The 21654-nt window shown below is 60.9% G+C and carries 19 protein-coding genes; all 19 read right to left on the reverse strand.

All coding sequences use genetic code 11. The annotated features are described in order from the left end of the window. Positions 1 to 21: 21 nt before the first annotated feature. The 19 genes from der to iscR all read right to left on the reverse strand — a co-directional run bounded on the left by der (position 22) and on the right by iscR (position 21568). Positions 22 to 1434: a ribosome biogenesis GTPase Der gene (gene der, locus GSF27_RS06440; RefSeq protein WP_160966837.1), complete on the reverse strand. Its 1413-nt coding sequence runs from the start codon at positions 1432 to 1434 to the stop codon at positions 22 to 24. Between the two features lie 96 nt (positions 1435 to 1530). Next, positions 1531 to 2664: an outer membrane protein assembly factor BamB gene (bamB, locus tag GSF27_RS06445; RefSeq protein ID WP_160966839.1), complete on the reverse strand. Its 1134-nt coding sequence runs from the start codon at positions 2662 to 2664 to the stop codon at positions 1531 to 1533. Beyond that, positions 2661 to 3377, reverse strand: coding sequence for a tetratricopeptide repeat protein (locus GSF27_RS06450; RefSeq protein WP_160966841.1), 717 nt, complete (start codon positions 3375 to 3377; stop codon positions 2661 to 2663). The genes bamB and GSF27_RS06450 overlap by 4 nt, the downstream gene beginning before the upstream one ends. 166 nt (positions 3378 to 3543) lie before the next feature. Continuing rightward, the gene (gene hisS / locus GSF27_RS06455; RefSeq protein ID WP_160966843.1) at positions 3544 to 4809 is read right to left on the reverse strand and encodes a histidine--tRNA ligase; all 1266 of its coding nucleotides are present in this window, start codon (positions 4807 to 4809) and stop codon (positions 3544 to 3546) included. A gap of 50 nt (positions 4810 to 4859) precedes the next feature. Then, positions 4860 to 5972 (reverse strand): flavodoxin-dependent (E)-4-hydroxy-3-methylbut-2-enyl-diphosphate synthase, encoded by a 1113-nt coding sequence (gene ispG / locus GSF27_RS06460; RefSeq protein ID WP_160966845.1) that lies wholly within the window; start codon positions 5970 to 5972, stop codon positions 4860 to 4862. A gap of 31 nt (positions 5973 to 6003) precedes the next feature. Beyond that, positions 6004 to 6918, reverse strand: coding sequence for a RodZ domain-containing protein (locus GSF27_RS06465; RefSeq protein WP_160966847.1), 915 nt, complete (start codon positions 6916 to 6918; stop codon positions 6004 to 6006). A gap of 18 nt (positions 6919 to 6936) precedes the next feature. Next, positions 6937 to 7734, reverse strand: a complete 798-nt coding sequence (pilW, locus tag GSF27_RS06470; RefSeq protein ID WP_160966849.1) for a type IV pilus biogenesis/stability protein PilW — start codon at positions 7732 to 7734, stop codon at positions 6937 to 6939. Positions 7735 to 7795: 61 nt separating this feature from the next. Next, positions 7796 to 8962, reverse strand: a complete 1167-nt coding sequence (gene rlmN / locus GSF27_RS06475; protein WP_160967550.1) for a 23S rRNA (adenine(2503)-C(2))-methyltransferase RlmN — start codon at positions 8960 to 8962, stop codon at positions 7796 to 7798. A gap of 55 nt (positions 8963 to 9017) precedes the next feature. Beyond that, on the reverse strand, positions 9018 to 9443 hold the full coding sequence (ndk, locus tag GSF27_RS06480) for a nucleoside-diphosphate kinase (protein ID WP_160966851.1): 426 nt from the start codon (positions 9441 to 9443) through the stop codon (positions 9018 to 9020). Positions 9444 to 9672: 229 nt separating this feature from the next. Then, positions 9673 to 13311, reverse strand: a complete 3639-nt coding sequence (putA, locus tag GSF27_RS06485; protein WP_160966854.1) for a bifunctional proline dehydrogenase/L-glutamate gamma-semialdehyde dehydrogenase PutA — start codon at positions 13309 to 13311, stop codon at positions 9673 to 9675. A 196-nt stretch (positions 13312 to 13507) separates the two neighbouring features. Continuing rightward, entirely contained in the window at positions 13508 to 13918 is a 411-nt protein-coding gene (locus GSF27_RS06490; RefSeq protein ID WP_160966856.1) for a SufE family protein, read from the reverse strand. Between the two features lie 224 nt (positions 13919 to 14142). Beyond that, positions 14143 to 14676 (reverse strand): putative Fe-S cluster assembly protein SufT, encoded by a 534-nt coding sequence (gene sufT / locus GSF27_RS06495; protein WP_160966858.1) that lies wholly within the window; start codon positions 14674 to 14676, stop codon positions 14143 to 14145. Positions 14677 to 14711: 35 nt separating this feature from the next. Continuing rightward, entirely contained in the window at positions 14712 to 15071 is a 360-nt protein-coding gene (locus GSF27_RS06500) for an iron-sulfur cluster assembly accessory protein (RefSeq protein WP_160967552.1), read from the reverse strand. Positions 15072 to 15099: 28 nt separating this feature from the next. Then, the gene (locus GSF27_RS06505; RefSeq protein WP_304627205.1) at positions 15100 to 16335 is read right to left on the reverse strand and encodes an aminotransferase class V-fold PLP-dependent enzyme; all 1236 of its coding nucleotides are present in this window, start codon (positions 16333 to 16335) and stop codon (positions 15100 to 15102) included. Further along, positions 16332 to 17576 carry a Fe-S cluster assembly protein SufD gene (gene sufD, locus GSF27_RS06510; protein WP_160966860.1) on the reverse strand — a complete coding sequence of 415 codons (1245 nt, stop codon included), beginning with the start codon at positions 17574 to 17576 and terminating at the stop codon, positions 16332 to 16334. The genes GSF27_RS06505 and sufD overlap by 4 nt, the downstream gene beginning before the upstream one ends. A gap of 12 nt (positions 17577 to 17588) precedes the next feature. Continuing rightward, the gene (sufC, locus tag GSF27_RS06515) at positions 17589 to 18353 is read right to left on the reverse strand and encodes a Fe-S cluster assembly ATPase SufC (protein WP_160966862.1); all 765 of its coding nucleotides are present in this window, start codon (positions 18351 to 18353) and stop codon (positions 17589 to 17591) included. Between the two features lie 36 nt (positions 18354 to 18389). Next, on the reverse strand, positions 18390 to 19826 hold the full coding sequence (gene sufB / locus GSF27_RS06520; protein ID WP_160967556.1) for a Fe-S cluster assembly protein SufB: 1437 nt from the start codon (positions 19824 to 19826) through the stop codon (positions 18390 to 18392). A gap of 120 nt (positions 19827 to 19946) precedes the next feature. Next, a complete protein-coding gene (locus GSF27_RS06525) occupies positions 19947 to 21098 on the reverse strand; it encodes an aminotransferase class V-fold PLP-dependent enzyme (RefSeq protein ID WP_160966864.1) in 1152 nt (383 codons plus the stop codon). Continuing rightward, on the reverse strand, positions 21095 to 21568 hold the full coding sequence (iscR, locus tag GSF27_RS06530) for a Fe-S cluster assembly transcriptional regulator IscR (protein WP_160966866.1): 474 nt from the start codon (positions 21566 to 21568) through the stop codon (positions 21095 to 21097). The genes GSF27_RS06525 and iscR overlap by 4 nt, the downstream gene beginning before the upstream one ends. Positions 21569 to 21654: the final 86 nt, after the last annotated feature.

The raw sequence follows: 21654 nt of genomic DNA on the forward strand, positions 1-21654 counted from the left end.
AACGCCTCCTGTATCCCTGGATTATTTGTTCTTGCTCTTCTTTTTCTGCTTCTGGTGGAACTGCGCCAGGCGCTGCTTCTTCTGCAGCTGTCGGTCGGTTAGTTTGTTCTTGCGTCCCTCGAAGGGGTTCTCTGTGGTCCGGTACTGTATACGCAGTGGCGTTCCATGCAGATCCAGTGCGCGACGAAACGTTTTCTCCAGGTACTTGGTGTAGTGACCAGGAAGCTTGTCGGTCTGGTTACCGTGAATCACAATAATGGGCGGATTCTGGCCACCGGCGTGGGCGTAACGCAACTTGATACGACGACCGTTATGCATGGGGGGCTGATGCACCGCCACAGCGTCTTCCAGAATACGGGTGAGCTGGTTGGTGGAGAGCTTGTCGGTGGCCGAGCTGAAGGCCTTTTCCACGGACTCATAGAGATGGCCCACACCGGTACCGTGCAGCGCCGAGATAAAGTGGACATCGGCAAAGTCGATAAAGCGCAGGCGCCGTCCCAGCTCCGTCTTGATGTACTCCTTCTGCTCCGCCTCCAGACCATCCCATTTGTTGAGCGCCACCACCAGTGCGCGGCCGCTGTCGATCACCTGCCCCATCAGGTGCAGGTCCTGATCCACAATACCCTCGCGCGCATCCATCACCAGGATCACCACATTGGCATCTTCAATGGCGCGCAGGGTCTTGACGATAGAGAACTTCTCCACCGTCTCACGGACATTTTTGCGCCGCCGCACACCGGCGGTATCAATGATGGTATAGGGCTGTTCGTTGCGCTCGTAGTCGATATAGATACTGTCCCGGGTAGTGCCGGGCTGGTCATAGACCACCACCCGGTCCTCACCCAGCATGCGGTTTACCAGCGTCGATTTGCCCACATTGGGACGGCCGACGATGGCCATCTTGATGCCGCGCTCCCGCTCTTCGTCAGAGGGCTCCTCCTGCGACGGGAACTCGTCCAGCACCGTCTGCATCAGGCCCTTCACGCCTTTACCATGGGTGGCCGTGGTCGGGTAGAGCTCACCCAGGCCCATCTCGTAGAAAGGCGCTACCGCCATATCGTAGTTCTGGCCGTCGACCTTGTTGGCCACCACGTAGGTGCGCTTGTGATTAACCCGCAGGTGGCGGGCAATCATCTCGTCGGCGGCGGTCAGGCCAGCGCGGCAGTCCACCAAAAACAGTACGGCGTCCGCCTCGTTGATTGCCTGCAGCGACTGCCCGGCCATGGCCTCGTCGATACCCTCCTCGTCACCGCTGATACCGCCGGTGTCGATGACCACAAACTTCTTGCCGAACATCTCGCCCTGACCGTACTTGCGGTCGCGGGTGAGGCCGGCGTAATCCGCCACCAGCGCGTCACGCGAGCGGGTGAGGCAGTTGAAGAGTGTGGATTTGCCCACATTGGGCCGCCCTACCAGGGCAATTACAGGAATCATTGACTGTCTCATGCAAGTCCGGGAGCCAGGACGGCCGCCCAATAAAAAAGCCAGAGCATACTGCCCTGGCTCCGAGTATACCCCATAAGCGGGATGTTAGCGGATGTTCAGCGCTTCCAGGTCACCACTGTTGCCGTAAACGTAGAGGGTATCCCCCAGCCCCAGCATGGGTGTCCTGACACCGTCACCATCCACTTTGCGGCGGGCCACAAACTGGCCATCCGACTGATTCATAATGTGCACATAGCCCTCAAAGTCGGCCACCGCCACAAAACTGCCAAAGGTTTGCGGGGCTCCCAACTTGCGGCGCACCAGCTGGTCGTTGCTCCACACCAGTTGGCCGGTGGCGGCATCGTAGGCCTTGACGCTGTCGTCGGCAGTAGCGATGAATACGTACCCTGCCGCTGCCGACAAACCGTTAAAAGTAGATTCCTGCTGTGCCCAGACTCCGCGACCGTTGTTGCGGTTGATGGCGACCAGCCGGCCCTGATAGCTGCCTACGTAAATCAACTCACCCACCAGCAGTGGCGCGGCATTGATATCAATAACCCGCTCCAGCTCGGAACGCCCCTGGGGTACTGCGACCCGCTGTTCCCACAAAGGAATGCCTTCGAGAGCGCTGAGCGCCACCACTTTGCCGGTATCAAAACCCGCATACACGGTCGAGGGGGTCACCAGCGGCGTCGATGTACCACGCAGGGTAAGGGCTGGCACCGCAGTATCATGCATCCACATCTGGCTGCCATCATCGGCACTGAAGGCGTAGAGGCGGCCGTCCAGTGTCTGTACCACCACTTCACTGCCATTGCCCTGGGGTGGCGCCAGCACTTCACTGCTCACCTTCGCCCGCCAGCGCTCTTCACCGGTTTCCGCGTCCAGGGCAATAACATCGCCTTTCAGGGTGCCGAGAAACACCAGGTCACCGGCGGCGCCAATACCACTGGCAACCGGCTGCTTAACATCCGCATCCCACACTTCCTTGCCGCGATCGGCGGTGTAGGCAATGACATCACCATCACTGTCGACGGCGTAGATGCGACCGTTGAGTGACGCCATCGGCAGCAGCTCATAGGTCTCACCTGCGCCACTGCCAACATCGTCTGACCATACCACTTTCACCTTGCGGGGCTTTTCAATGTCCACCAGCTCCGCCGGCGACAGATCCACCTCGTCATTGGATGAACAGGCAGCCAGCAAGGCGGCCATAGCGACGACAATCAGCCGCTTCATGAATCGGCTCCTGCCGGGGCACTCTCACCTTCGCTACCTGCCGGCGCAACCGGAACCGCGGCCTGCAGGTCCTGCAGTTTCATTTCCAGCAAGGGACGACGGCTTTCCAGATCCTGTACCAGGTAGTCGAGAGCCAGCTGATAGGCCGCACGGGCGTCACTGGTCTTACCCTGGGCAACCAGCACATCACCACGCACTTCGGCAAACGCACCCTTGTAGGAGATATCATCGGTATCCGCAACGGTCTGCAGAGCCGCAGCGTACTCTTCAGCAGCCATCTGCAGGCGCGCCAGACGCATTTTTGCGGTGTTGGTCAGCGCCGCATCGGTATTGCGGTCGATTACCCACTGCAGCTCGGCAGCGGCGGCTTCGGCTTCACCGCTCTCCAGCAGCGCCTTGGCCTTGACCATCGCGCCGAGGCTGGCGTAGAGACTGCCGCCACTGGCACTTTTCAGCTCATCGGCCAGGTGTTTGGCCGTGGCGAGCTTCTCTTCCGGCAATTTGGTGCCTGGCTGCACCTGCACGGCTTCCAGCAGCATCTGGTATTGGGCTGAGGCGGCCTCGGCACTGACCTGCTTCTGGTCCTGCCAGAAGTTCCATCCCAGGTAAGCCGCTACGGCCAGCACAACGCCGACTACGGTGGATTTACCATTCTCGGCCCACCAGCGTTTGAGGGTCTCAAGTTGTTCTTCTTCGGTGAGATGTACTGCCACTGCAACTCCTCGTTGTTATGGTTTTGTGCCATTCTGTGGGATCGACAGTCACTGCCAATCCCGGACAATTCTTATGGGTCCGTCAGCCCCTCCGGCCTGACGAAGTTATCGACCCGGCGGCGCCATGAAGGTTCACAGACCTGGCGCCGCTGCGGTCAAAGGGGCGTCAATCTTGCAACGCCCGCAACAGTTCTTCAACTGCCAGTGTCTGTTGGGGGCGATCTTCCCGCAGGAACTTGAGCGTCGCCTGGCCCTGGGCCACTTCATCCTCACCGAGGATAACCGCCACATCGGCGCCACTGGCGTCGGCTTTTTTCATCTGCTTCTTGAAGTTGCCACCACCGCAATGGCTCATCACCCGCAGGTGTGGCAACCCATTACGGATCTGCTCTGCCAGGGCAAACGCCTGTGGCTGCACGTCACCCATGGCCACCACATAGACATCCACGCTGCGATCCAGACCTTCCGGCAGCACCTGCAGCTCCTGCAGCAACAGCACCAGTCGCTCCACGCCCATAGCGAAACCCACCGCAGGCGTCGGCTTGCCACCCAGTTGCTCCACCAGGCCATCGTAGCGGCCACCGGCGCAGACTGTGCCCTGGGCACCCAGTTTGGTGGTGACCCACTCAAACACGGTCTTGCTGTAGTAATCGAGACCACGCACCAGGCGCGGGTTCACCTCGTAGCTGATGCCGGCGGCATCCAGCATGGCCTTGAGGCCATCGAAGTGTTCGCGGGACTCATCGTCCAGGTAGTCGTGCAGCGCCGGCGCACCGTTCAGCAATGCCTGGGTATTGGCATCCTTGCTGTCGAGAATGCGCAGCGGGTTGCTGTCGAGACGGCGCTGGCTGTCCTCATCCAGCTGATCCTTGCGCTCGGACAGGTAGGCCACCAGCGCATCGCGGTAGGCGGCGCGGGCGGCACTGCTGCCGAGGGTATTGAGCTGCAGGGTCACCGCGTCGATGATGCCCAGCTCACGCCACAGGCGCGCGGTCATCAGCAGCAGTTCGGCGTCGATATCCGGACCAGACATGCCAAAGGTTTCAATACCAATCTGGTGAAACTGGCGCAGACGGCCTTTCTGTGGCCGCTCGTAGCGGAACATGGGGCCCTGGTACCAGACCCGCTGGGTCTGGTTGTAGAGCAGGCCGTGCTGTTCACAGGCGCGCACACAGCTGGCGGTACCTTCGGGGCGCAGGGTGACGCTGTCACCGTTGCGATCGTCAAAGGTGTACATCTCCTTTTCAACGATGTCGGTCACTTCACCGATAGAGCGCTTGAACAGCTCGGTGGGCTCCAGCATCGGGAAGCGCATCTCCTGGTAACCGTAGCTCTGGACCACATCGGCAACCGTCGATTCGAGGTACTGCCAGAGGCCGGAGTCGGTGGGCAGCAGGTCGTTCATGCCGCGAATGGCTTGCAGTTTTTTCAAGCTCTGTTCCTTAACGGGTTGTGCAATTTGTCTGTCAGTCGGCGCCGGCTTCAGCCGCGGGCGATGAGGTCTTTTTCCTGCTCCGCCTTGGCAGCTGCCTTGGCGCGAATCAGGGCTTCCAGATCATCCACCAGGTTCTCTTTACCCAGTTTCTGGTTGGGCTCGCCGTCCACGTAGATCAGGTTATTGGGGGTACCACCGGCCAGGCCGATGTCCGCCTCTTTGGCTTCGCCGGGACCGTTCACCACACAGCCAATCACCGCCACATCCAGCGGCGTGGTGATGTCCTCGAGGCGGGTCTCCAGCTCGTTCATGGTCTTGATTACGTCGAAGTTCTGGCGTGAACAGCTTGGACAGGCAATAAAGTTGATGCCCTTGCTGCGCAGGCGCAGGCTCTTCAGCAAGTCCCAGCCTACCTTCACCTCTTCCACCGGATCCGCCGCCAGGGAGATACGCAGGGTGTCGCCGATGCCGTCCATCAGCAGCGCACCGAGGCCCACCGCGGATTTCACAGTACCAGCACGCAGGCCACCGGCTTCGGTAATGCCCAGGTGCAGCGGCTGCTCAATCTGGCGTGCCAGCTGGCGGTAGGCTTCCACCGCCATAAACACGTCAGAGGCCTTCACGCTGACCTTGAAGTTGTGGAAGTTGAGATTGTCGAGAATTTCAACGTGGCGCAGCGCCGATTCCACCAGTGCTTCCGGCGTGGGCTCGCCGTACTTTTTCTGCAGGTCCTTCTCCAGCGATCCGGCGTTAACACCAATCCGGATCGGGATATTGAGATCGCGGGCCTTTTCCACTACAGCCAGGATGCGCTTTTCACGGCCGATGTTGCCGGGGTTGATGCGTAGGCAGTCAACACCCAAGTCAGCCACACGCAGGGCGATGCGGTAATCAAAATGAATGTCTGCCACCAGTGGCACGGTCACCTGCTTGCGGATTTCACCAAAGGCTTCGGCAGCCTCCAGTGAAGGCACAGAGACACGCACGATGTCCGCACCGGCATTCTGCAGGCGCTGAATCTGGCCTACGGTGGCTGCAACGTCAGTGGTTTCCGTATTGGTCATGCTCTGTACGGAAATGGGTGCATCACCGCCAACCGGGACATTGCCCACCATGATCTGGCGGGACTTGCGTCGTTTGATGGGCGACTCGAAATGCATAGCGACACTTACCTCTTAATTGGATGCCACGTTACTCAGCGGCTGCAGCTGCGCCTACTTGCGTGCGCAGGGTCTTGCGACCAGGCTGCACCGGCAGCTGCACAGCGCTACCATTCAGTTCGACTACCGCGGCCCGCGCATTGCCAAGCATGACGTCAAACGGGGTGCGGCCCTGCAGGCTTACGGACTGACCGGGCTGGTAGAGGTCCGCCGCCAGCACATCACCGCGGGCATCGGTCACCTCCAACCAGCATTCGCTGCTGAACGTAAATGTCAGGGTATCCAGCGCCGCGGGTGCTTCCTCTGCCGGCGACCAGGCTTCCTCAGCCAACTCGTCGGCCGCTGCCTGCTCAGTGCCGCTTGCAGCCGCTTGCACTGTCTCTTCCACTACAGCATCTGCAACTGCGGCGTCAGCCACCGCATCGGATTCTGCCGCTGGCTCTTCAACACCAGCCGCCGCTTCGGCTGCAGCGGCTTGCGCTGTATCGGTATCTGCAGGGGAGACAGCTACATCTGCCTGCGGCGTTTGTTGCTCACTGGCCACATCCGGTGTCTCGCCTTTCTCCAGCAAAACGGTGCTCAAGCCCCACACTGCCAGCAGGGCGACAATAACAACCGGCACCATCAGTTTGCGCAGACCAGCGGAGCGTTTGGCAGCCGCTACCCGCTGCTCTTCATCAGCCACTGACTCCGGAGTGGATTGGTTCTGGTAGCTGGCCACCAACGGATCGCCGTCAAGACCCAGCAGGCGTGCGTATGCACGCAGGTAACCAATCACATAGGGTTTGGATGGCAACCGGTCGACGTCATTCTCTTCCAGCGCTTTGACATAGGTCGCGGAGATACGCAGCTGCTCCGCCACGTACTGCAGGCTGAAACCTGCCTGTTCGCGATGTTCCCGCAGAAATTCTCCGGGGGCGAGGAAGTCGGTGTTGAGATCATTCATGACAATTGCGGGTTAGCTCTATTTTTTCAGGGACTGCTTGTACTGCAGGTACTCTTCGGAATAGGGATAGAGGTTCTTCAGCGCCAGGCTGTAGCTTGCCTCCTTATCCTTGTCCCCGAAGACCCGCTCCAGACGAATTCCCAGCCACAGGCTGCGGGAACTCTGGCGCGACACCATTTTGATGTATTGACCGTAATGGAACCGTGACAGGGCATACTCCCTGCGGGTGTAGTAGATCTCCGCCAGTTCGATGTGTGCTGCCGGCAGGCGATAATGAATACTGACCGCCTGCTTGAGTGAGCGCACTGCCTCATCGGTCTGGCCCATTTTCAGCTGGGTGATACCCATGTTCGCCAGTGCCGCATGGCGGTTGGGATACTCCACGTCTTCAGCGGCAATACGCAGCTGTTCGATGGCTTCCGGGTAGCGCTGCTGGCTGTAGAGAAACAGGCCGTAGTTGTTGCGCGCCTGGGCAAATTTGGGATCGGCGCGCAGCGCCCGACGAAAGTGCTCCTCAGCCAGACTCCACTCCTGCTCCAGCTGGTAAACCAGCGCTATGCCGTTGTTGGCACCGGCGGAGTTGACGTCGTAGGTGAGGGCCTTGCTGAAGTGCCGGCGGGCAGAATCCTTGTCGCCACGACGCAGGTAGCCTTCACCAGCGGAGATGTGGGTTTGCTCGGCTTTCTTGAGATCCGCGTTTTGCTCCGGCGCATTGGTGGTTGTGACACACGCGGCCGTCAGTAACAGCGTGCCGACCAGTACTGCCCGCGTGGCTTTGGACAGCAGCTCTGACAGCAGCCCTGACTGATTTCGCACAGATTTCTCCTCCGGCTTATTGCTTATCTGTTTCTTCTCTGTCGGCTGCAGCGCAAGCTGCTCAACCGATAATACGCACCGGCTCGGCCTCGGTAGCGGCTGCACGGGCATTGCGGTAGCGCTCGCTGCGACGGGTGCGATCGTTAACAGCACCGGCCAGCTGACCACAGGCCGCATCAATATCATCGCCACGGGTGGTACGAACCGTGGTAATCAAACCCGCCTTCACCAGAATTTCCTGAAACGTCCGCAGGGCGTTGTTACTGACACGGCGGTAATCGGATTGGTCAAAGGGGTTAAACGGAATCAGGTTGATCTTGACCGGCACATCGCGCAGCAACCTCGCCAGTTCATGGGCGTGGTGAGGACGATCGTTTACCTGGTTGATCAGGGTGTACTCGATAGTGATCTTGCGGTGATTGTCCGGCAGTCCTTCGATGTAGCGCTGGGCGGATTCCAGCAGCATGGCAATCGGGTACTTCTTGTTGATCGGTACCAGCTCGTTACGCAGTTCATCGTTGGGCGCGTGCAGGGAGATGGCCAGGCAGACATCGGTGTACTGCCCCAGGCGATCCAGTTCCGGCACCACACCGGAAGTACTCAGGGTAACGCGACGCTTGGAGAGACCGTAGCAATTGTCATCCAGCATCAGGTTCATGGCATCGACCACATTGTCGAAGTTGAGCAGCGGTTCGCCCATACCCATCATCACCACGTTGGTGATAATGCGCGGACGCTTTTCGCCAAACTGACCGTAGGATTTGGCCGTCAGCCACAGCTGGCCAATAATCTCGGCGGCGGTCAGGTCGCGGTTAAAACCCTGCTTGCCAGTGGCGCAGAAGCTGCAATCCAGTGAGCAACCCACCTGCGAGGAGACACACAGGGTGCCACGGTCGCCATCGGGAATCAGTACGGTTTCAATCGCATTGCCGCCAGCCACTTCAATCAGCAGCTTGCGGGTACCGTCGGCGGAGTCCAGTTGTTTCAGGACCTTGGGCAGACGGATTTCAGCAACGGCCTTGAGTTTTTCACGCAAGGCCTTGCTGATATTGCTCATTTCATCGAAATCGATCACGCCCATCTGGTGAATCCACTTGAGCACCTGAGTGGCACGGAATTTCTTCTCACCGATAGATTCGAAGAACGCTTCCATACGCGCCTGTGTCAGGCCCATCAGGTTGACCCTGGTGGTTTCGACGTCGTGCTGTTGCACTTGTTGCTCGTTCATGGCTTCTTTCTCATTCATGGAAAGCACCTGCATTCACCAGATGGCGGCACGCGTATCAGCGTGGGCAGATCTCGCCAGCGGCGAAGAAGTACTCGATTTCGCGCGCAGCAGAAGCGGCGGAATCGGAACCGTGTACGGCGTTGGCATCGATGGTTTCGGCAAAGTCGGCGCGGATGGTACCAGGCGCAGCTTCTTTCGGGTTGGTGGCGCCCATCAGGTCGCGGTTGGCAGCGATGGCATTTTCACCCTCCAGAACCTGTACAACCACAGGACCGGAAGTCATGAAGGACACCAGATCCTTGAAGAATGGACGCTCCTTGTGCTCGGCGTAGAAACCACCGGCTTTCTCGTCGTCCAGGTGCAGCATTTTCATGGCTACCACAGTCAAACCGGCTTTTTCAAAGCGGGCAACGATGTCGCCGATGGCATTTTTGGCAACAGCGTCTGGCTTGATAATGGACAGAGTACGTTCAACGGCCATTTTAAGAATATCTCCGAGTAGGTTTTTCAGGGTTTTCAGTCCCCGGCAAGCGGGGTCGACAGACCATCAGGGCCCGGCCAATGCAACAAAAATGCCGCTGTCCGCGCCCGGATTGCCCGCCGAAAGGTTAAACCGCGGGATTATACGCAGGTTCCGGTCAATTTAACACGCAGACAACCATAATTTTGGCGGTGCCGCGCACATCCCCGGGAGCCCCGCCACACGGGGTTCAGGGGCCGCTCAGCAGGGCCAGATTACCCCCTGCCGCTGCCGTGTTAACGGAGACGGTTTTCTCGCTCAGGATACGCGCCAGCGCCAGCCCGTCGTCGCTGCAAATCAGGGGAACTCGAATGCGCTGGTGGCGACTCAGGGCCTGCCGGAAAGAACGCACCCACGGACACCCATCCACCCCCAGCAACAGGCGGCACAACTCAGGGTCCGGACGCGGCAGATAGCCATAGCAGGCCACCAGCAGCGGCCGGAATCCCGCCCGGTGCAAACCCTGCAGCAGCCGCTCCGCGCGACGGTGACAGGACTCGGACACCAGCCACTGCACCGTGTTCCCGGCCAGCAGGGCCAGCAGCAGCTGCCGCGCGGTGTAGTCGAGGTCCGCAGGGCGGGAACAGATCACCATCGCCAGCCCGCGGGCCTCCGCCTGCCAGCGGTTCTCCTCCCCCGTGGGCCCCGGCAGCAGCAACTGCCAGTGCACCATGGCCGCCTGCCGGGCCAGCCAGTCGCCACTGCCCACCGACTGCCAGCGCTCATCGGTCTCCAGCATTTTTTGCAGACGCTCACAACGGGACGCTACCGCCACAGGCCACTGCCCCGCACTACTCACGGGCTTCGGCCCTGCCCCGCCTGCCGCTGTCACCAGTGCCCTGAGGTAGTGAGGGCCGCCGGCCTTGGGGCCCGTGCCCGACAGCCCGCGCCCCCCGAAAGGCTGTACTCCCACCACAGCGCCCACCATATTGCGGTTGACGTAGACATTACCCACCGGTGCCTGCTGCGCCAACGTCTCGCAGCGCTGATGAATGCGGCTGTGTATCCCCATGGTCAAGCCGAAACCCAGCGCCCGAACCTGTCCCATAAGGGTCGGCAGGCTGGCGGTGCGGTAGCGCACCACGTGCAGCACCGGGCCGAACACCTCCTCCTGCAGCAGGCTGATGGCGGGAATCTCCAGTAGCTGCGGCGCAAAGAAATAACCGCTGTCACACGCCCGCGGCAGGCTGCATTGCGCCACCCGCCGCACGCCCGGCTGGCCCAGCACCCACTCCAGATGGGCCTGCAAGCGCTGGCGGGCCCCGGCATCAATTACCGGCCCCACATCGGTGGCGGGATCCGCCGGATCCCCCACCACCAGCGCCGCCATGGCACCGCGGAGCATTTCCAGCAGGGCATCGGCAACCTCTTCCTGCACCAGCAGTATGCGCAGTGCCGAGCAGCGCTGCCCGGCACTCTGGAAGGCTGAGCGCAACACGTCGTCGGTGACCTGCTCCGGCAGCGCGGTTGCATCCACCAGCATCACATTCTGGCCTCCGGTCTCGGCGATCAGCGGCACGGCAGGCCCCTGGCGCTGCGCCAGGGTCTGGTCGATGCGCGCCGCCGTCGCCACCGAGCCGGTAAACAGCACCCCGACAATACGCTCATCCGGTAGCAGCCAGGCACCGGCTTCCGCCCCCCGCGCCACAATCAGCCCCAGTAAACCCCGCGGCAAACCACAGGCCGCCGCCAGCTGGCACACGTATCGCGCTATCAGGGGAGTCTGCTCCGCCGGCTTCGCCAGTACCGCATTGCCTGTCACCAGCGCCGCCGCCACCTGACCGAGAAAAATCGCGAGAGGGAAATTCCAGGGACTGACACAGAGCACCACGCCCAGCGGCTGGCAGCCTCCACCGGCTTGCAGGCCTTCCGCCTGATCGGCGTAATAGCGGCAGAAATCCACTGCCTCACGCACTTCTGCCAAAGCATCATCCCAATTTTTACCCGCCTCGCGGATGCAGAGATCCATCAGTACCGCCCTGTGCTGCTCCAACGCATCAGCCAGTCGCCGCAGCCAGTCACTGCGCTCAGCCACCGGCCGTGCCAGCCAGGCGATCCGGGCCTCACAGGCATCGACCAACAGCTGCTCCACCTCACTCCCGGAGGTGCGGCGCACATGCCCCAGGGGCTCACCAGTGGCCGGATTAATGACCGCCACATCACCACCGGCTTCATCCAGCGGCAGCGCCGCAGGCATGGCCTGCTGCAGCTCCTGCAGAAAGGCAGGATCGTTGAGATTACCGCCACGGGAGTTGCGCCGTCGGCCCGATTCACTGGCAGCCCCCAGCAAAATATCAGCCGGCAGCGGGATGACTGCTGACGGCTCTTCCAGTTCTGCCAGGGGATTGCGCAGCAGCGCTGCCACCGGCACCCGGTCATCCTCCAGGCTGTGGACAAAGGAGCTGTTGGCGCCGTTTTCCAGTAACCGGCGCACCAGGTAGGCCAGCAGGTCGGCCTGCTCCCCCACCGGGGCGTAGATACGGCAGGCCACATCTTGCTGGCGCAGCAGTGGGTCATAGAGCGCCTGCCCCATGCCATGCAGCCGCTGGAATTCATAGCCCTGCCGGCGCCGGCCCGGATCGCGCTCATCCATTGCCAGGATGGCCGCCACCGTCGCGGCGTTGTGGGTGGCAAACTGCGGGTAGACCCACTCCCGCATCCGCAGCAGCTCATGGGCACAGGCCAGGTAGGAGGCATCGGTAGCCGCCTTGCTGGTAAACACCGGGTAGCCCTCCGCCCCCTGCTCCTGCGCCCACTTGATCTCGGAGTCCCAGTAGGCGCCTTTGACCAGTCGCACGGTAATGCTCTCGCCGCGCTCCCGCGCCAGCGCACAGGCCCAGCGCACCACCCACAACGCCCGTTTCTGGTAGGCCTGCACCGCCAACCCAAAGCCGTCCCAGCCCTGCAGCTCCCGCTCGCTCAACAGCGCTTCGATCAGGTCGAGGGAGAGATCCAGCCGCTCCGCCTCCTCCGCATCCACCGTCAGTCCGATACCGGCGTCGCGAGCCGCAAGCGCCAGCTGCCGCAGGCGCGGCAATAGCTCCGCCATCACCCGCTGCCGCTGGCGACCGCAGTAACGGGGATAGAGGGCAGACAATTTGACGGAAATCCCGGGGGTCCCGGCGGTGTCGCTGCTGCGATGGGCGGCGAGAAAGGTGATGGCCTGATGATAGAGCTGCAGGTAGCGATCCGCTGCGGTCTGGGTGCGGGCGGCCTCCCCCAGCATGTCAAAGGAGAGCCGATAGCCGCGACGGCGGGCACTGCGGGTATTACGCCACGCGGACCGGATGCCGGAGCCCATGACAAACTGGCGTCCGAGGGTGCGAATGGCGAGCCGTGTGGACTGGCAGACCGCGGCTTTCAATCGACAATCCAGCCAGCGATACCAGCGGGCGTGGTGCGGCGCGGCGTCAGCACTGGCCAGCACCTTCACCGCCAGACGAATTGCCAGGTGAGCCGCTGACTGCAACAGCGGCCGCTGCGCCGCAGAAACCTCCCAGCTGATGCCCTGCAGGTGGCTGCGAATCAGCTCTTCCGCCGTGGCCCGGTCCGGCACCCGCAACAGCGCTTCGGCGAGACTCATCATGGCCCGCCCCTGGGGGGAAGAGAGGGGAAACGCCTGCAACAGGCCTGCGACACCGCCGAAGCTGTACTTCTGGCGCAGGCGGTTGATCAACTCCGTCCCGCGGGCTTCAATCCATTGCTGCTCTGACTCACTGAACGTGGCCAGCGGCCGCAGCAACCCGAGTACTGTCTCGTCATCCTGCCGATAGCATTCCACCATCGCCTGGCGACAATGCTGCAAAGAGATCAAGTCCACATCGGTCATACGTCTGACTCCGCATTATGGAGACCGCTGTTACGACACCAAACCATTACCCGACAGCAACGGCGAAAACTGTGGAATTCAGACTACACCATAGCAGTGACGGGCCGGAAGCGCCGCCAACGACTCATCAGCCGGCACAGGGGGCGGCGAAGCAGGAGAAGAATAAAAAGGGGAAAACTGCCGGAAAGCAGTGCGTTCAGCGCACTGCCTCGGCGATGGTACGAATACGGCCAACAATGGCGCGCAGGCCGTTGCCGCGAGTGGGGCTCAGGTGCCGCTCGAGGTCGAGCTGGCGGAAGTAATCGTCAATATCAAAGGCGCAGATCTCCTGCGCCGTCTTATCGTGGTAGGCCGCCAGCACCAGTGCCAGCAGACCGCGCACAATGACCGCGTCGGAGTCGACGATAAACTGCAGCCGGTCAGCCTCCTGCTGCACATCCAGCCACACATTGCTCTGGCAACCTTTCACCAGCCGCTCGGGAGTGTGCAGAGATTCGTCCATGGGCGGCAGCTCCTTGCCCAAGTCGATGATGTATTTGTAGCGCTCTTCCCAGTCGTCAAAGAAGGCGATGTCGTCGAGAATTTCTGCGGTGTTGGCTAAAGACATAGTTACCCGGAAAATAGATATCGGTATTCAGGACTCAGTTAATGTTACTGACGGAGTTAATTCAGCCGTCATTGCGAGAAGCGCTTTTCAGCGCCGAAGCAACCCATGTCTGGCACTCTGTCCGTACCGGGCTTGCAACCATGGATCGCCGCGCTGCGCTCGCGATGACGGCATGAGAACCTGCAGCTGCGGGGCCACGCGATTATCCTGCGTTACACACGGGATTAAAAGAACAGGCCGGCTTCCAGCTGTGCTTCTTCCGTCATCATCTCACGGGACCAGGGCGGATCGAACACCAGTTCCACCTGCACACTCTGTACGTTGGGCACCTTGGATACACGGTACTCCACGTCGCTCACCAGTACCGGGCCCATCCCGCAACCGGGGGCGGTGAGGGTCATGCGGATAGCAACGGAACCACTGCCCTGCTCTACTTCGACACCGTAAATTAGTCCCAGCTGCACCAGGCTGATGGGAATTTCCGGGTCAAAGATGGAATCCAGTGCTTCCCACACCTGCTCTTCCGAGATCTTGCCACTGCCATCGTCAGCAAATTCCGGCAGATCCACCTGCTGGCCAATGGCATCGGCGTCGGTGCCATCAATACGGTACATGTTGCCCTGGAAGGTCACCGTAAAGTTGCCACCCAGACTCTGGTTGATGGTGAGAAACTGGCCAGCCGGGAGCACAGCCCGCTCGCCGGAGGGCACGCGCCGGGCCGGGCAGTCACGACTGGTGACAACCATGGATTGTTGCATAAGGGCTTTCCGTCGGATTCTGAAAGAGCGAGCCGTCAGCTGACGCTGAAACTCTCGCCGCAGCCGCACTCGGCCACAACATTGGGGTTGTTGAACTTGACCACCCGGTTAATGCCTTCGGTCACCATATCGATCTCGGTACCGCGCACCAGTTGCAAGGCATCGTCAGCAATAGCCAGGGTGACCTTGTCACCGGGGTGCAGCACTTCGTCGCTGGCTTCCGGCGCATCGGCAAAATCCAGCCGGTAGGCGTAGCCGGTACAACCACTGGTCTCTGTAAAGAGCCGCAGGATCTTGCCCGGCTGGGCAGCCAGCTTGCTTTCAAAATGGCGCAGGGCCGCCGCGGTGAGGGTCACCGCCGGGGCACTGGGGTCAAACACTTGAGGCGCATTCATATCTGTCACGATTATCACCTTGCTCGCATCAGGCCAGCATCATCTGGACCTTGCGCAGACCTTCAAACAGAACGTCCACTTCTTCCAGTGTGTTGTAAATGGAGAAGGACGCCCTGGCCGTGCCGGGCACGCCCAGGCGGTTCATCAGCGGCTCGGCACAGTGGTGGCCGGTGCGGATGGCAATGCCCTGGCGATCCAGCAAAAATCCAATATCGGCCGGATGTCCGCCGGCCATTACAAAACTCAGCACACCTACTTTATGTTTGGCCGTGCCGATCAATTTCAAGCCTTCGATGGAAGCAGCCAGTTCGGTGGCCTTCTGCAGCAGCGCCTGCTCGTGGGCAGCCACAGCCACCATATCCAGCTGCGAGAACCAGCGTACCGCCTCACCCAAACCAATAGCACCGGCGATGTGGGGCGTGCCCGCTTCCAGGCGGTAAGGCAGCTGGTTCCAGATGGCATCCTGGTAGGTCACGGTGGCGATCATCTCACCGCCGGTGATCCATACCGGCCACTCGGCCAGCAATTCCTGACGGCCCCACAACACACCAATGCCGGTGGGACCAAAAATTTTGTGGCCGGAGAAGGCGTAGAAGTCACAACCCAGCGCCTGCACATCCACATTGCCGTGGGCCACACCCTGGGCGCCATCCACCAGCACCAGCGCGCCGGCCTGTTTGGCCAGTGCGGTCAACTCGGCCACCGGGTTCACAGTACCCAACGAGTTGGAGACGTGGGGAAAAGCCACCAGTCTGGTGTTGCTGTTCAGCAGGGATTTAAACGCTTCCAGATCCAGCGATCCATCGTCGAAAATCGGCGCGATTTTCAGGGTGGCACCAGAGCGTTTGCACGCCTGCTGCCAGGGCACCAGGTTGGCGTGGTGCTCCATCTCGGTCACCACCACCTCGTCACCGGCCTTGAGCATCTGCGCCAGGCCGTTGGCCACCATATTGATGGACTCGGTGGTACCGCTGGTCCAGATCACCTCTTCGCGAGCGGCGGCGTTGATAAACCCGGCAACGATGTCACGGGCACCTTCGTAGCGTTGGGTGGCCTCGTCCGCCAGCTTATGGGCGCCACGGTGCACGTTAGAGTTGCAGGTGCTGTAGTAGTCCACCAGCGAATCGATCACGCACTGGGGCTTCTGTGTCGTCGCGGCGTTATCCAGATACACCAGCGGCTTGCCGTCCACCTCGCGGGACAGCACCGGGAACTGCTCACGCAGCGCCTTGATATCCAATGAAGGCATGACACTCATATTCATTTGACCTCCATCGCCGCAAAACGCTCACGCAGTTGCGGACGCAGCCAGTCGGCCAGGGCTTCGTTGGGCATCTCTTCCACCAGCTCATTGATAAAACCGAAGCTCAGCATCACCTGCGCCTGGGAACGGCTGATACCGCGGGACTGCATGTAATACAGTGCCTTCTTGTCGATGGCCGCCACGGTGGCGCCGTGGGCACAACGCACGTCGTCGGCGTAAATTTCCAGCTCAGGTTTAGTGTCGATCTCGGCGCGATCGGACATCAGCAGGTTGCGGTTATTCAGCTCCGCCAGGGTCTTCTGGGCGTTGCGATGGATATGAATACGACCGTTAAACACCGCACGGGAGTTGTCCGCCACAATGCCGCGCACGTTCTCTTCGGTGGTGCAGTTGGGCACCGCGTGCTCAATGGTACTGTGCAGGTCAAACAGCTCCTTGCCGTCCAGCAGGTAGATGGCATTGAGCTTGGCATTAGCCTGCTCGCCGGCGTGAATCACGTCCACGTCGAGACGCGACAGCTGACTGCCAAAGCCCACCAGGGTGCTGTTCAATTGCGCCTGCTGCTGCAATTTGAAATGAGCACCACCCACATTCACCGCCGCACTGCCCTGCAGGGCGAAGCGGTAGTGTTCCAGCGACGCACTCTCTTCCAGCAGATATTCAGCGTAAGCGGTGTTGCGGCTGGGGCCCTGCCCCAGCGACTCTTCAATCACGCTGACACGGGCACCTGCGCCAACGCGCACCAGCACACGGGTGTGAGCTTCTTCACCGGCGGAAACCAGGTTGACGATGCGCAGCGGTTGCTCGATGGCTGCACCGGCAGCCACCTGCACCAGCAGGCCGTCGGTGGCCAGCAGGTCGTTGGCCAGGCCGAACACATGGCGCCCCGGCTTGATCTGACCAAACAGCTCCGCAATCGCCTGCTGGCTGTCGGCATCCGCAAAGGTGGTGATGGTCAGTCCCGCGGGCAGTGACGCCGGCAGGTTTTGCAGACGGCCATCCACAAACACCAGGTCGATGCTGTCTACGCCTTCGATGGCCTGCAGTTGCGGCGTAGGGTTAGCCGGCGCGTCCAGCTTGATCTGTTCCCAGACATTAACGGGCAGGTATTTCCAGGCCTCGGTCTTGCGGGTGGGCCAGCGTGCGCCCTGCAGCAGTGGCAGCGATGCCTGCCGCCAGGCCGGCATCTGCTCGCCGAGGGCCTGCGCCTGCTCGACGGCGGCGCTTAACCAGTTACTCATGCTCTCGCCCTCTTACGCGGTTTCGTCGGCAGCACGCTGCTCTTTCAACCAGGCGTAGCCCTGCTCTTCCAGCTCCAGCGCCAGCGAGGCATCGCCACTGCGTACGATCCTGCCTTCGGACAGCACGTGCACATAGTCGGGCTTGATGTAGTCCAGCAGGCGCTGGTAGTGAGTCACCACGATAAAGCTGCGCTCACCGTCGCGCTGGCTGTTCACGCCTTCCGCCACCACCTGCAGTGCGTCGATATCCAGACCGGAGTCGGACTCATCGAGGATGCACAGCTTGGGCTGCAGCAGGATCATCTGCATGATCTCGTTGCGCTTCTTCTCACCGCCGGAGAAACCTTCGTTAACACCGCGTTTGAGGAAGTCCGCCGGCAGGTTCACCTGCTTGCAGGCCTCACGGGCCATCTTGAGAAAATCCTTGGAGCTGACGGCCTCTTCGCCACGGGCGGCGCGCTGGGCGTCCACCGCCGCTTTCAAAAATTCCAGGTTGCTGACGCCAGGGATTTCCACCGGGTACTGGAACGCCAGGAACAGGCCGGCACGGGCGCGCTCTTCGGCTTCCAGCTCCAGCAGGTCAACACCGTTCAGCTGTGCAGAACCGGACTCCACTTCATAACCATCACGACCGGAGAGCACATAGCCCATGGTACTTTTACCGGCACCGTTGGGGCCCATAATGGCGTGCACTTCGCCCGGCTTGATGTCCAGGCTGAGGCCCTTGAGAATCTGCTTCTCTTCAACGTTTGCGTACAAATCTTTAATCGACAACATCTGTGTGTTTCCTCAATTCTCTCTGCGCCTGCGGGCTTAACCCACCGAGCCTTCAAGGCTGATTTCCAGCAGTTTGCCCGCTTCCACGGCAAACTCCATCGGCAACTCTTTGAACACCTCTTTACAGAAGCCATTCACAATCATGGACACCGCTTTCTCCGGGTCGAGTCCACGCTGACGACAGAGGAACATCTGGTCGTCGGACACCTTGGAGGTGGTGGCCTCGTGTTCCACAATCGCGCTGGGGTTGCGGCTCTCCACATAGGGGAAAGTATGGGCACCGCACTGGTCACCGATCAGCAGCGAGTCACACTGGGTAAAGTTGCGCGCACCTTCGGCGGTGGCGGTCATGCGCACCAGTCCGCGGTAGGCGTTGTTGCTGCGCCCGGCGGAGATCCCCTTGGAGATGATGGTGGACTTGGTGTTCTTGCCCAGGTGGATCATCTTGGTGCCGGTATCCGCCTGCTGCTTGCCGCGGGTCAGGGCCACCGAGTAGAACTCACCGATGCTGTTGTCACCCTTGAGAATGCAGCTGGGGTATTTCCAGGTCACCGCCGAGCCGGTCTCTACCTGGGTCCAGGAGATCTTGGCGCTGGTGTGACAGATACCGCGCTTGGTTACAAAGTTGAAAATACCACCACGACCCTCTTCATCACCGGGGTACCAGTTCTGTACGGTGGAGTATTTGATCTCGGCATTGTCCAGCGCCACCAGCTCTACCACCGCAGCGTGCAACTGGTTTTCGTCCCGCTGCGGTGCGGTACAGCCTTCCAGGTAACTGACGTAACTGCCTTCGTCGGCAACGATCAGGGTGCGTTCGAACTGGCCGGTGTTCTGCTGGTTGATACGGAAGTAGGTGGACAGCTCCATGGGGCAACGGGTGCCCTTGGGGATGTACACAAACGAACCGTCGGTAAACACCGCGCAGTTGAGCGCAGCGAAGTAGTTATCCCGCTGTGGCACCACGCTGCCGAGGTATTTCTTCACCAGCTCCGGGTACTTGTGCAGCGCCTCGGAGATGGAACAGAAGATCACCCCTGCCTCTTCCAGCTTGTCGCGGAAAGTGGTCACCACCGATACAGAGTCAAACACCGCATCCACAGCCACACCCGCCAGCATCATCTGCTCGTGCAGCGGAATGCCCAGCTTTTCGTAGGTGGCAATCAACTCCGGGTCCACTTCATCGAGGGACTTGGGCTTGTCTGCCATGCTCTTGGGCGCGGAGTAGTAGGAGATCGCGTTATAGTCGATCTTCGGGTAGCTGACGTGGGCCCACTCGGGCTCGTCCATCTCCAGCCAGGCGCGATAGGCCTTCAGACGCCACTCCAGCATCCACTCGGGCTCACCCTTGAGGGCGGAGATACGGCGGATAACATCCTCATCCAGCCCGGGCTCAAAAGTATCCGACTCGATGTCGGAGACAAAGCCGGCTTCGTATTCCCGCGCCAGGGTTTGGTTGATCTGCTCTGTCATCATTCAACTCGCTAATCACCAGCGTGATTGTTGTGCCGTCCCCGGGGCTATCGGTCCGCGGGCCGGCTCTGCGTTGGACGCTCTGCATGGCGTCTTTGAAATTCTGTGTCCGGGCCAGGCTCAGCCTGCGCCGTGGAGCTTCTGTACCACTTCGCGAATGTGCGTCACCGCGCGCTCGATATCCGCGGCCGTGGTGTAACGGCCCAGCGACATGCGCACTGAACTGTGGGCATCGGCATCCGCCAGCCCCATGGCTTTCAGCACATAGGAGGGCTCCATGCTGGCCGAGGTACAGGCCGAGCCGGAGGAGACCGCCACCTGCCGCAATGAGAGCAGCAGGGTCTCGCCGTCCAGGCCACCAAAACAGACGTTGAGGTGGTTGGGAGTTACCTCACTGTCGCTGCCGTTGCGGCGCACCGCTGGCAGCTCTGCAATACCGCTCCACAGCTGTTCACGCAGCCCGGCAATACGCTCGTGCTCGGTGGTGGCCAACTCAGCGGCCAATTGCGCGGCCTCACCCATGCCCACCAGCTGGTGTGTGGCCAGGGTGCCGGAGCGCAAGCCACGCTCGTGCCCGCCACCGTGTATCTGCGCCACCAGCTGGCTCTGCACCGGGCGCCGTACATAGAGCGCGCCCACACCCTTGGGGCCGTAAAACTTGTGTGCCGACAGGCTCAACAAATCCACATGCAGATCGCCCACGTTAACGGCGATCTTGCCGGCGGACTGGGCGCCGTCGGTGTGCAGCAAGATGTCGCGACTGTGGCACCAGGCACCGATGTCGGCGATGGGGTTTACCGCACCCACTTCGTTGTTCACGTGCATCAGGCTCACCAGCCGGGTCTCCGGCCGCGTCGCTTCCTGCACCTGCTGCAGGCTGATACGCCCGTCAGCACCGGGCGTGAGCCAGGTCACGGCCACGCCACGCTTTTCCAGCCACCTGGCCGGATCGATGATGGCCTTGTGCTCCACCACCGAGGTAATCAGGTGACCCTCATAGTTGAGGGCCTCAAACACGCCTTTGAGGGCCAGGTTGTTGGCCTCGGTGGCGCCACTGGTCCAGACGATTTCGCGGGCGTCAGCGCCAATCAGGTCAGCCACCTGTCGTCGTGCCAGCTCCACCTTCTCCTCCGCCTGCCAACCATAGATGTGGGAGCGTGAGGCCGGATTGGCGAATACGCCATCCATGGTGAGGCATTGGCTCATGGCCTCTGCCACCTGCGGGTCAACCGGCGTGGTAGCAGCGTAATCAAGATAGACCGGCAGGCTCACTGCACCCCCGACACATCCAGCAGCCCCAGCTCCCGCGCGCTGTTCTGACGTACGGACACCTCCTGCACCTCATCCTGCTGCACCAGGCTGGCCAGGCTGATACTGCTGAGGAAGGCGTGAATACGATCACTCAGGTCAATCCAGAGATGGTGCGTCAGGCACTGCTGGCCCTGCTGGCAGTTGCCCTGACGCTCGCAATTGGTCACATCGAGGGACTCATTCACCGCATCGATAATCTGCGCCACCGAGATGGCTTCCGGCTCGCGGCTCAGTTTATAGCCGCCACCGGGGCCACGCACACTGCTGACCAGCGATTGCTGCCGCAACTTGGCAAATAACTGCTCCAGGTAGGAGAGCGAGATCTCCTGCCGTTTGGAAATATCTGCCAGGCTAATAGGCCCCTTTTCAGCGTTCAGGGCCAGGTCCAGCATGGCGGTTACGGCATAACGTCCTTTGGTAGTCAGGCGCATAAGCTAATTCCTTCAGAGGTTTAACTGAGCGTCAGGCTGCAAAACAGATACCACCGTGCCAGCCCGGCTGGGCGGCGATTATGGTA

This window comes from Pseudomaricurvus sp. HS19 (genome assembly GCF_009857815.1).
GTDB lineage: Bacteria > Pseudomonadota > Gammaproteobacteria > Pseudomonadales > Cellvibrionaceae > Pseudomaricurvus.

What these genes read in the sequence shown, in the direction of transcription:
- der (WP_160966837.1), bottom strand. Translation starts at nt 1,434, where the DNA reads ATGATTCCTGTAATTGCCCTGGTAGGGCGGCCCAATGTGGGCAAATCC.
- bamB (WP_160966839.1), bottom strand. Translation starts at nt 2,664, where the DNA reads ATGAAGCGGCTGATTGTCGTCGCTATGGCCGCCTTGCTGGCTGCCTGT.
- ispG (WP_160966845.1), bottom strand. Translation starts at nt 5,972, where the DNA reads ATGCATTTCGAGTCGCCCATCAAACGACGCAAGTCCCGCCAGATCATG.
- GSF27_RS06465 (WP_160966847.1), bottom strand. Translation starts at nt 6,918, where the DNA reads ATGAATGATCTCAACACCGACTTCCTCGCCCCCGGAGAATTTCTGCGG.
- rlmN (WP_160967550.1), bottom strand. Translation starts at nt 8,962, where the DNA reads ATGAACGAGCAACAAGTGCAACAGCACGACGTCGAAACCACCAGGGTC.
- ndk (WP_160966851.1), bottom strand. Translation starts at nt 9,443, where the DNA reads ATGGCCGTTGAACGTACTCTGTCCATTATCAAGCCAGACGCTGTTGCC.
- putA (WP_160966854.1), bottom strand. Translation starts at nt 13,311, where the DNA reads ATGACCGATGTGGACTTGATCTCTTTGCAGCATTGTCGCCAGGCGATG.
- GSF27_RS06490 (WP_160966856.1), bottom strand. Translation starts at nt 13,918, where the DNA reads ATGTCTTTAGCCAACACCGCAGAAATTCTCGACGACATCGCCTTCTTT.
- sufT (WP_160966858.1), bottom strand. Translation starts at nt 14,676, where the DNA reads ATGCAACAATCCATGGTTGTCACCAGTCGTGACTGCCCGGCCCGGCGC.
- GSF27_RS06500 (WP_160967552.1), bottom strand. Translation starts at nt 15,071, where the DNA reads ATGAATGCGCCTCAAGTGTTTGACCCCAGTGCCCCGGCGGTGACCCTC.
- GSF27_RS06505 (WP_304627205.1), bottom strand. Translation starts at nt 16,335, where the DNA reads ATGAATATGAGTGTCATGCCTTCATTGGATATCAAGGCGCTGCGTGAG.
- sufD (WP_160966860.1), bottom strand. Translation starts at nt 17,576, where the DNA reads ATGAGTAACTGGTTAAGCGCCGCCGTCGAGCAGGCGCAGGCCCTCGGC.
- sufC (WP_160966862.1), bottom strand. Translation starts at nt 18,353, where the DNA reads ATGTTGTCGATTAAAGATTTGTACGCAAACGTTGAAGAGAAGCAGATT.
- sufB (WP_160967556.1), bottom strand. Translation starts at nt 19,826, where the DNA reads ATGACAGAGCAGATCAACCAAACCCTGGCGCGGGAATACGAAGCCGGC.
- iscR (WP_160966866.1), bottom strand. Translation starts at nt 21,568, where the DNA reads ATGCGCCTGACTACCAAAGGACGTTATGCCGTAACCGCCATGCTGGAC.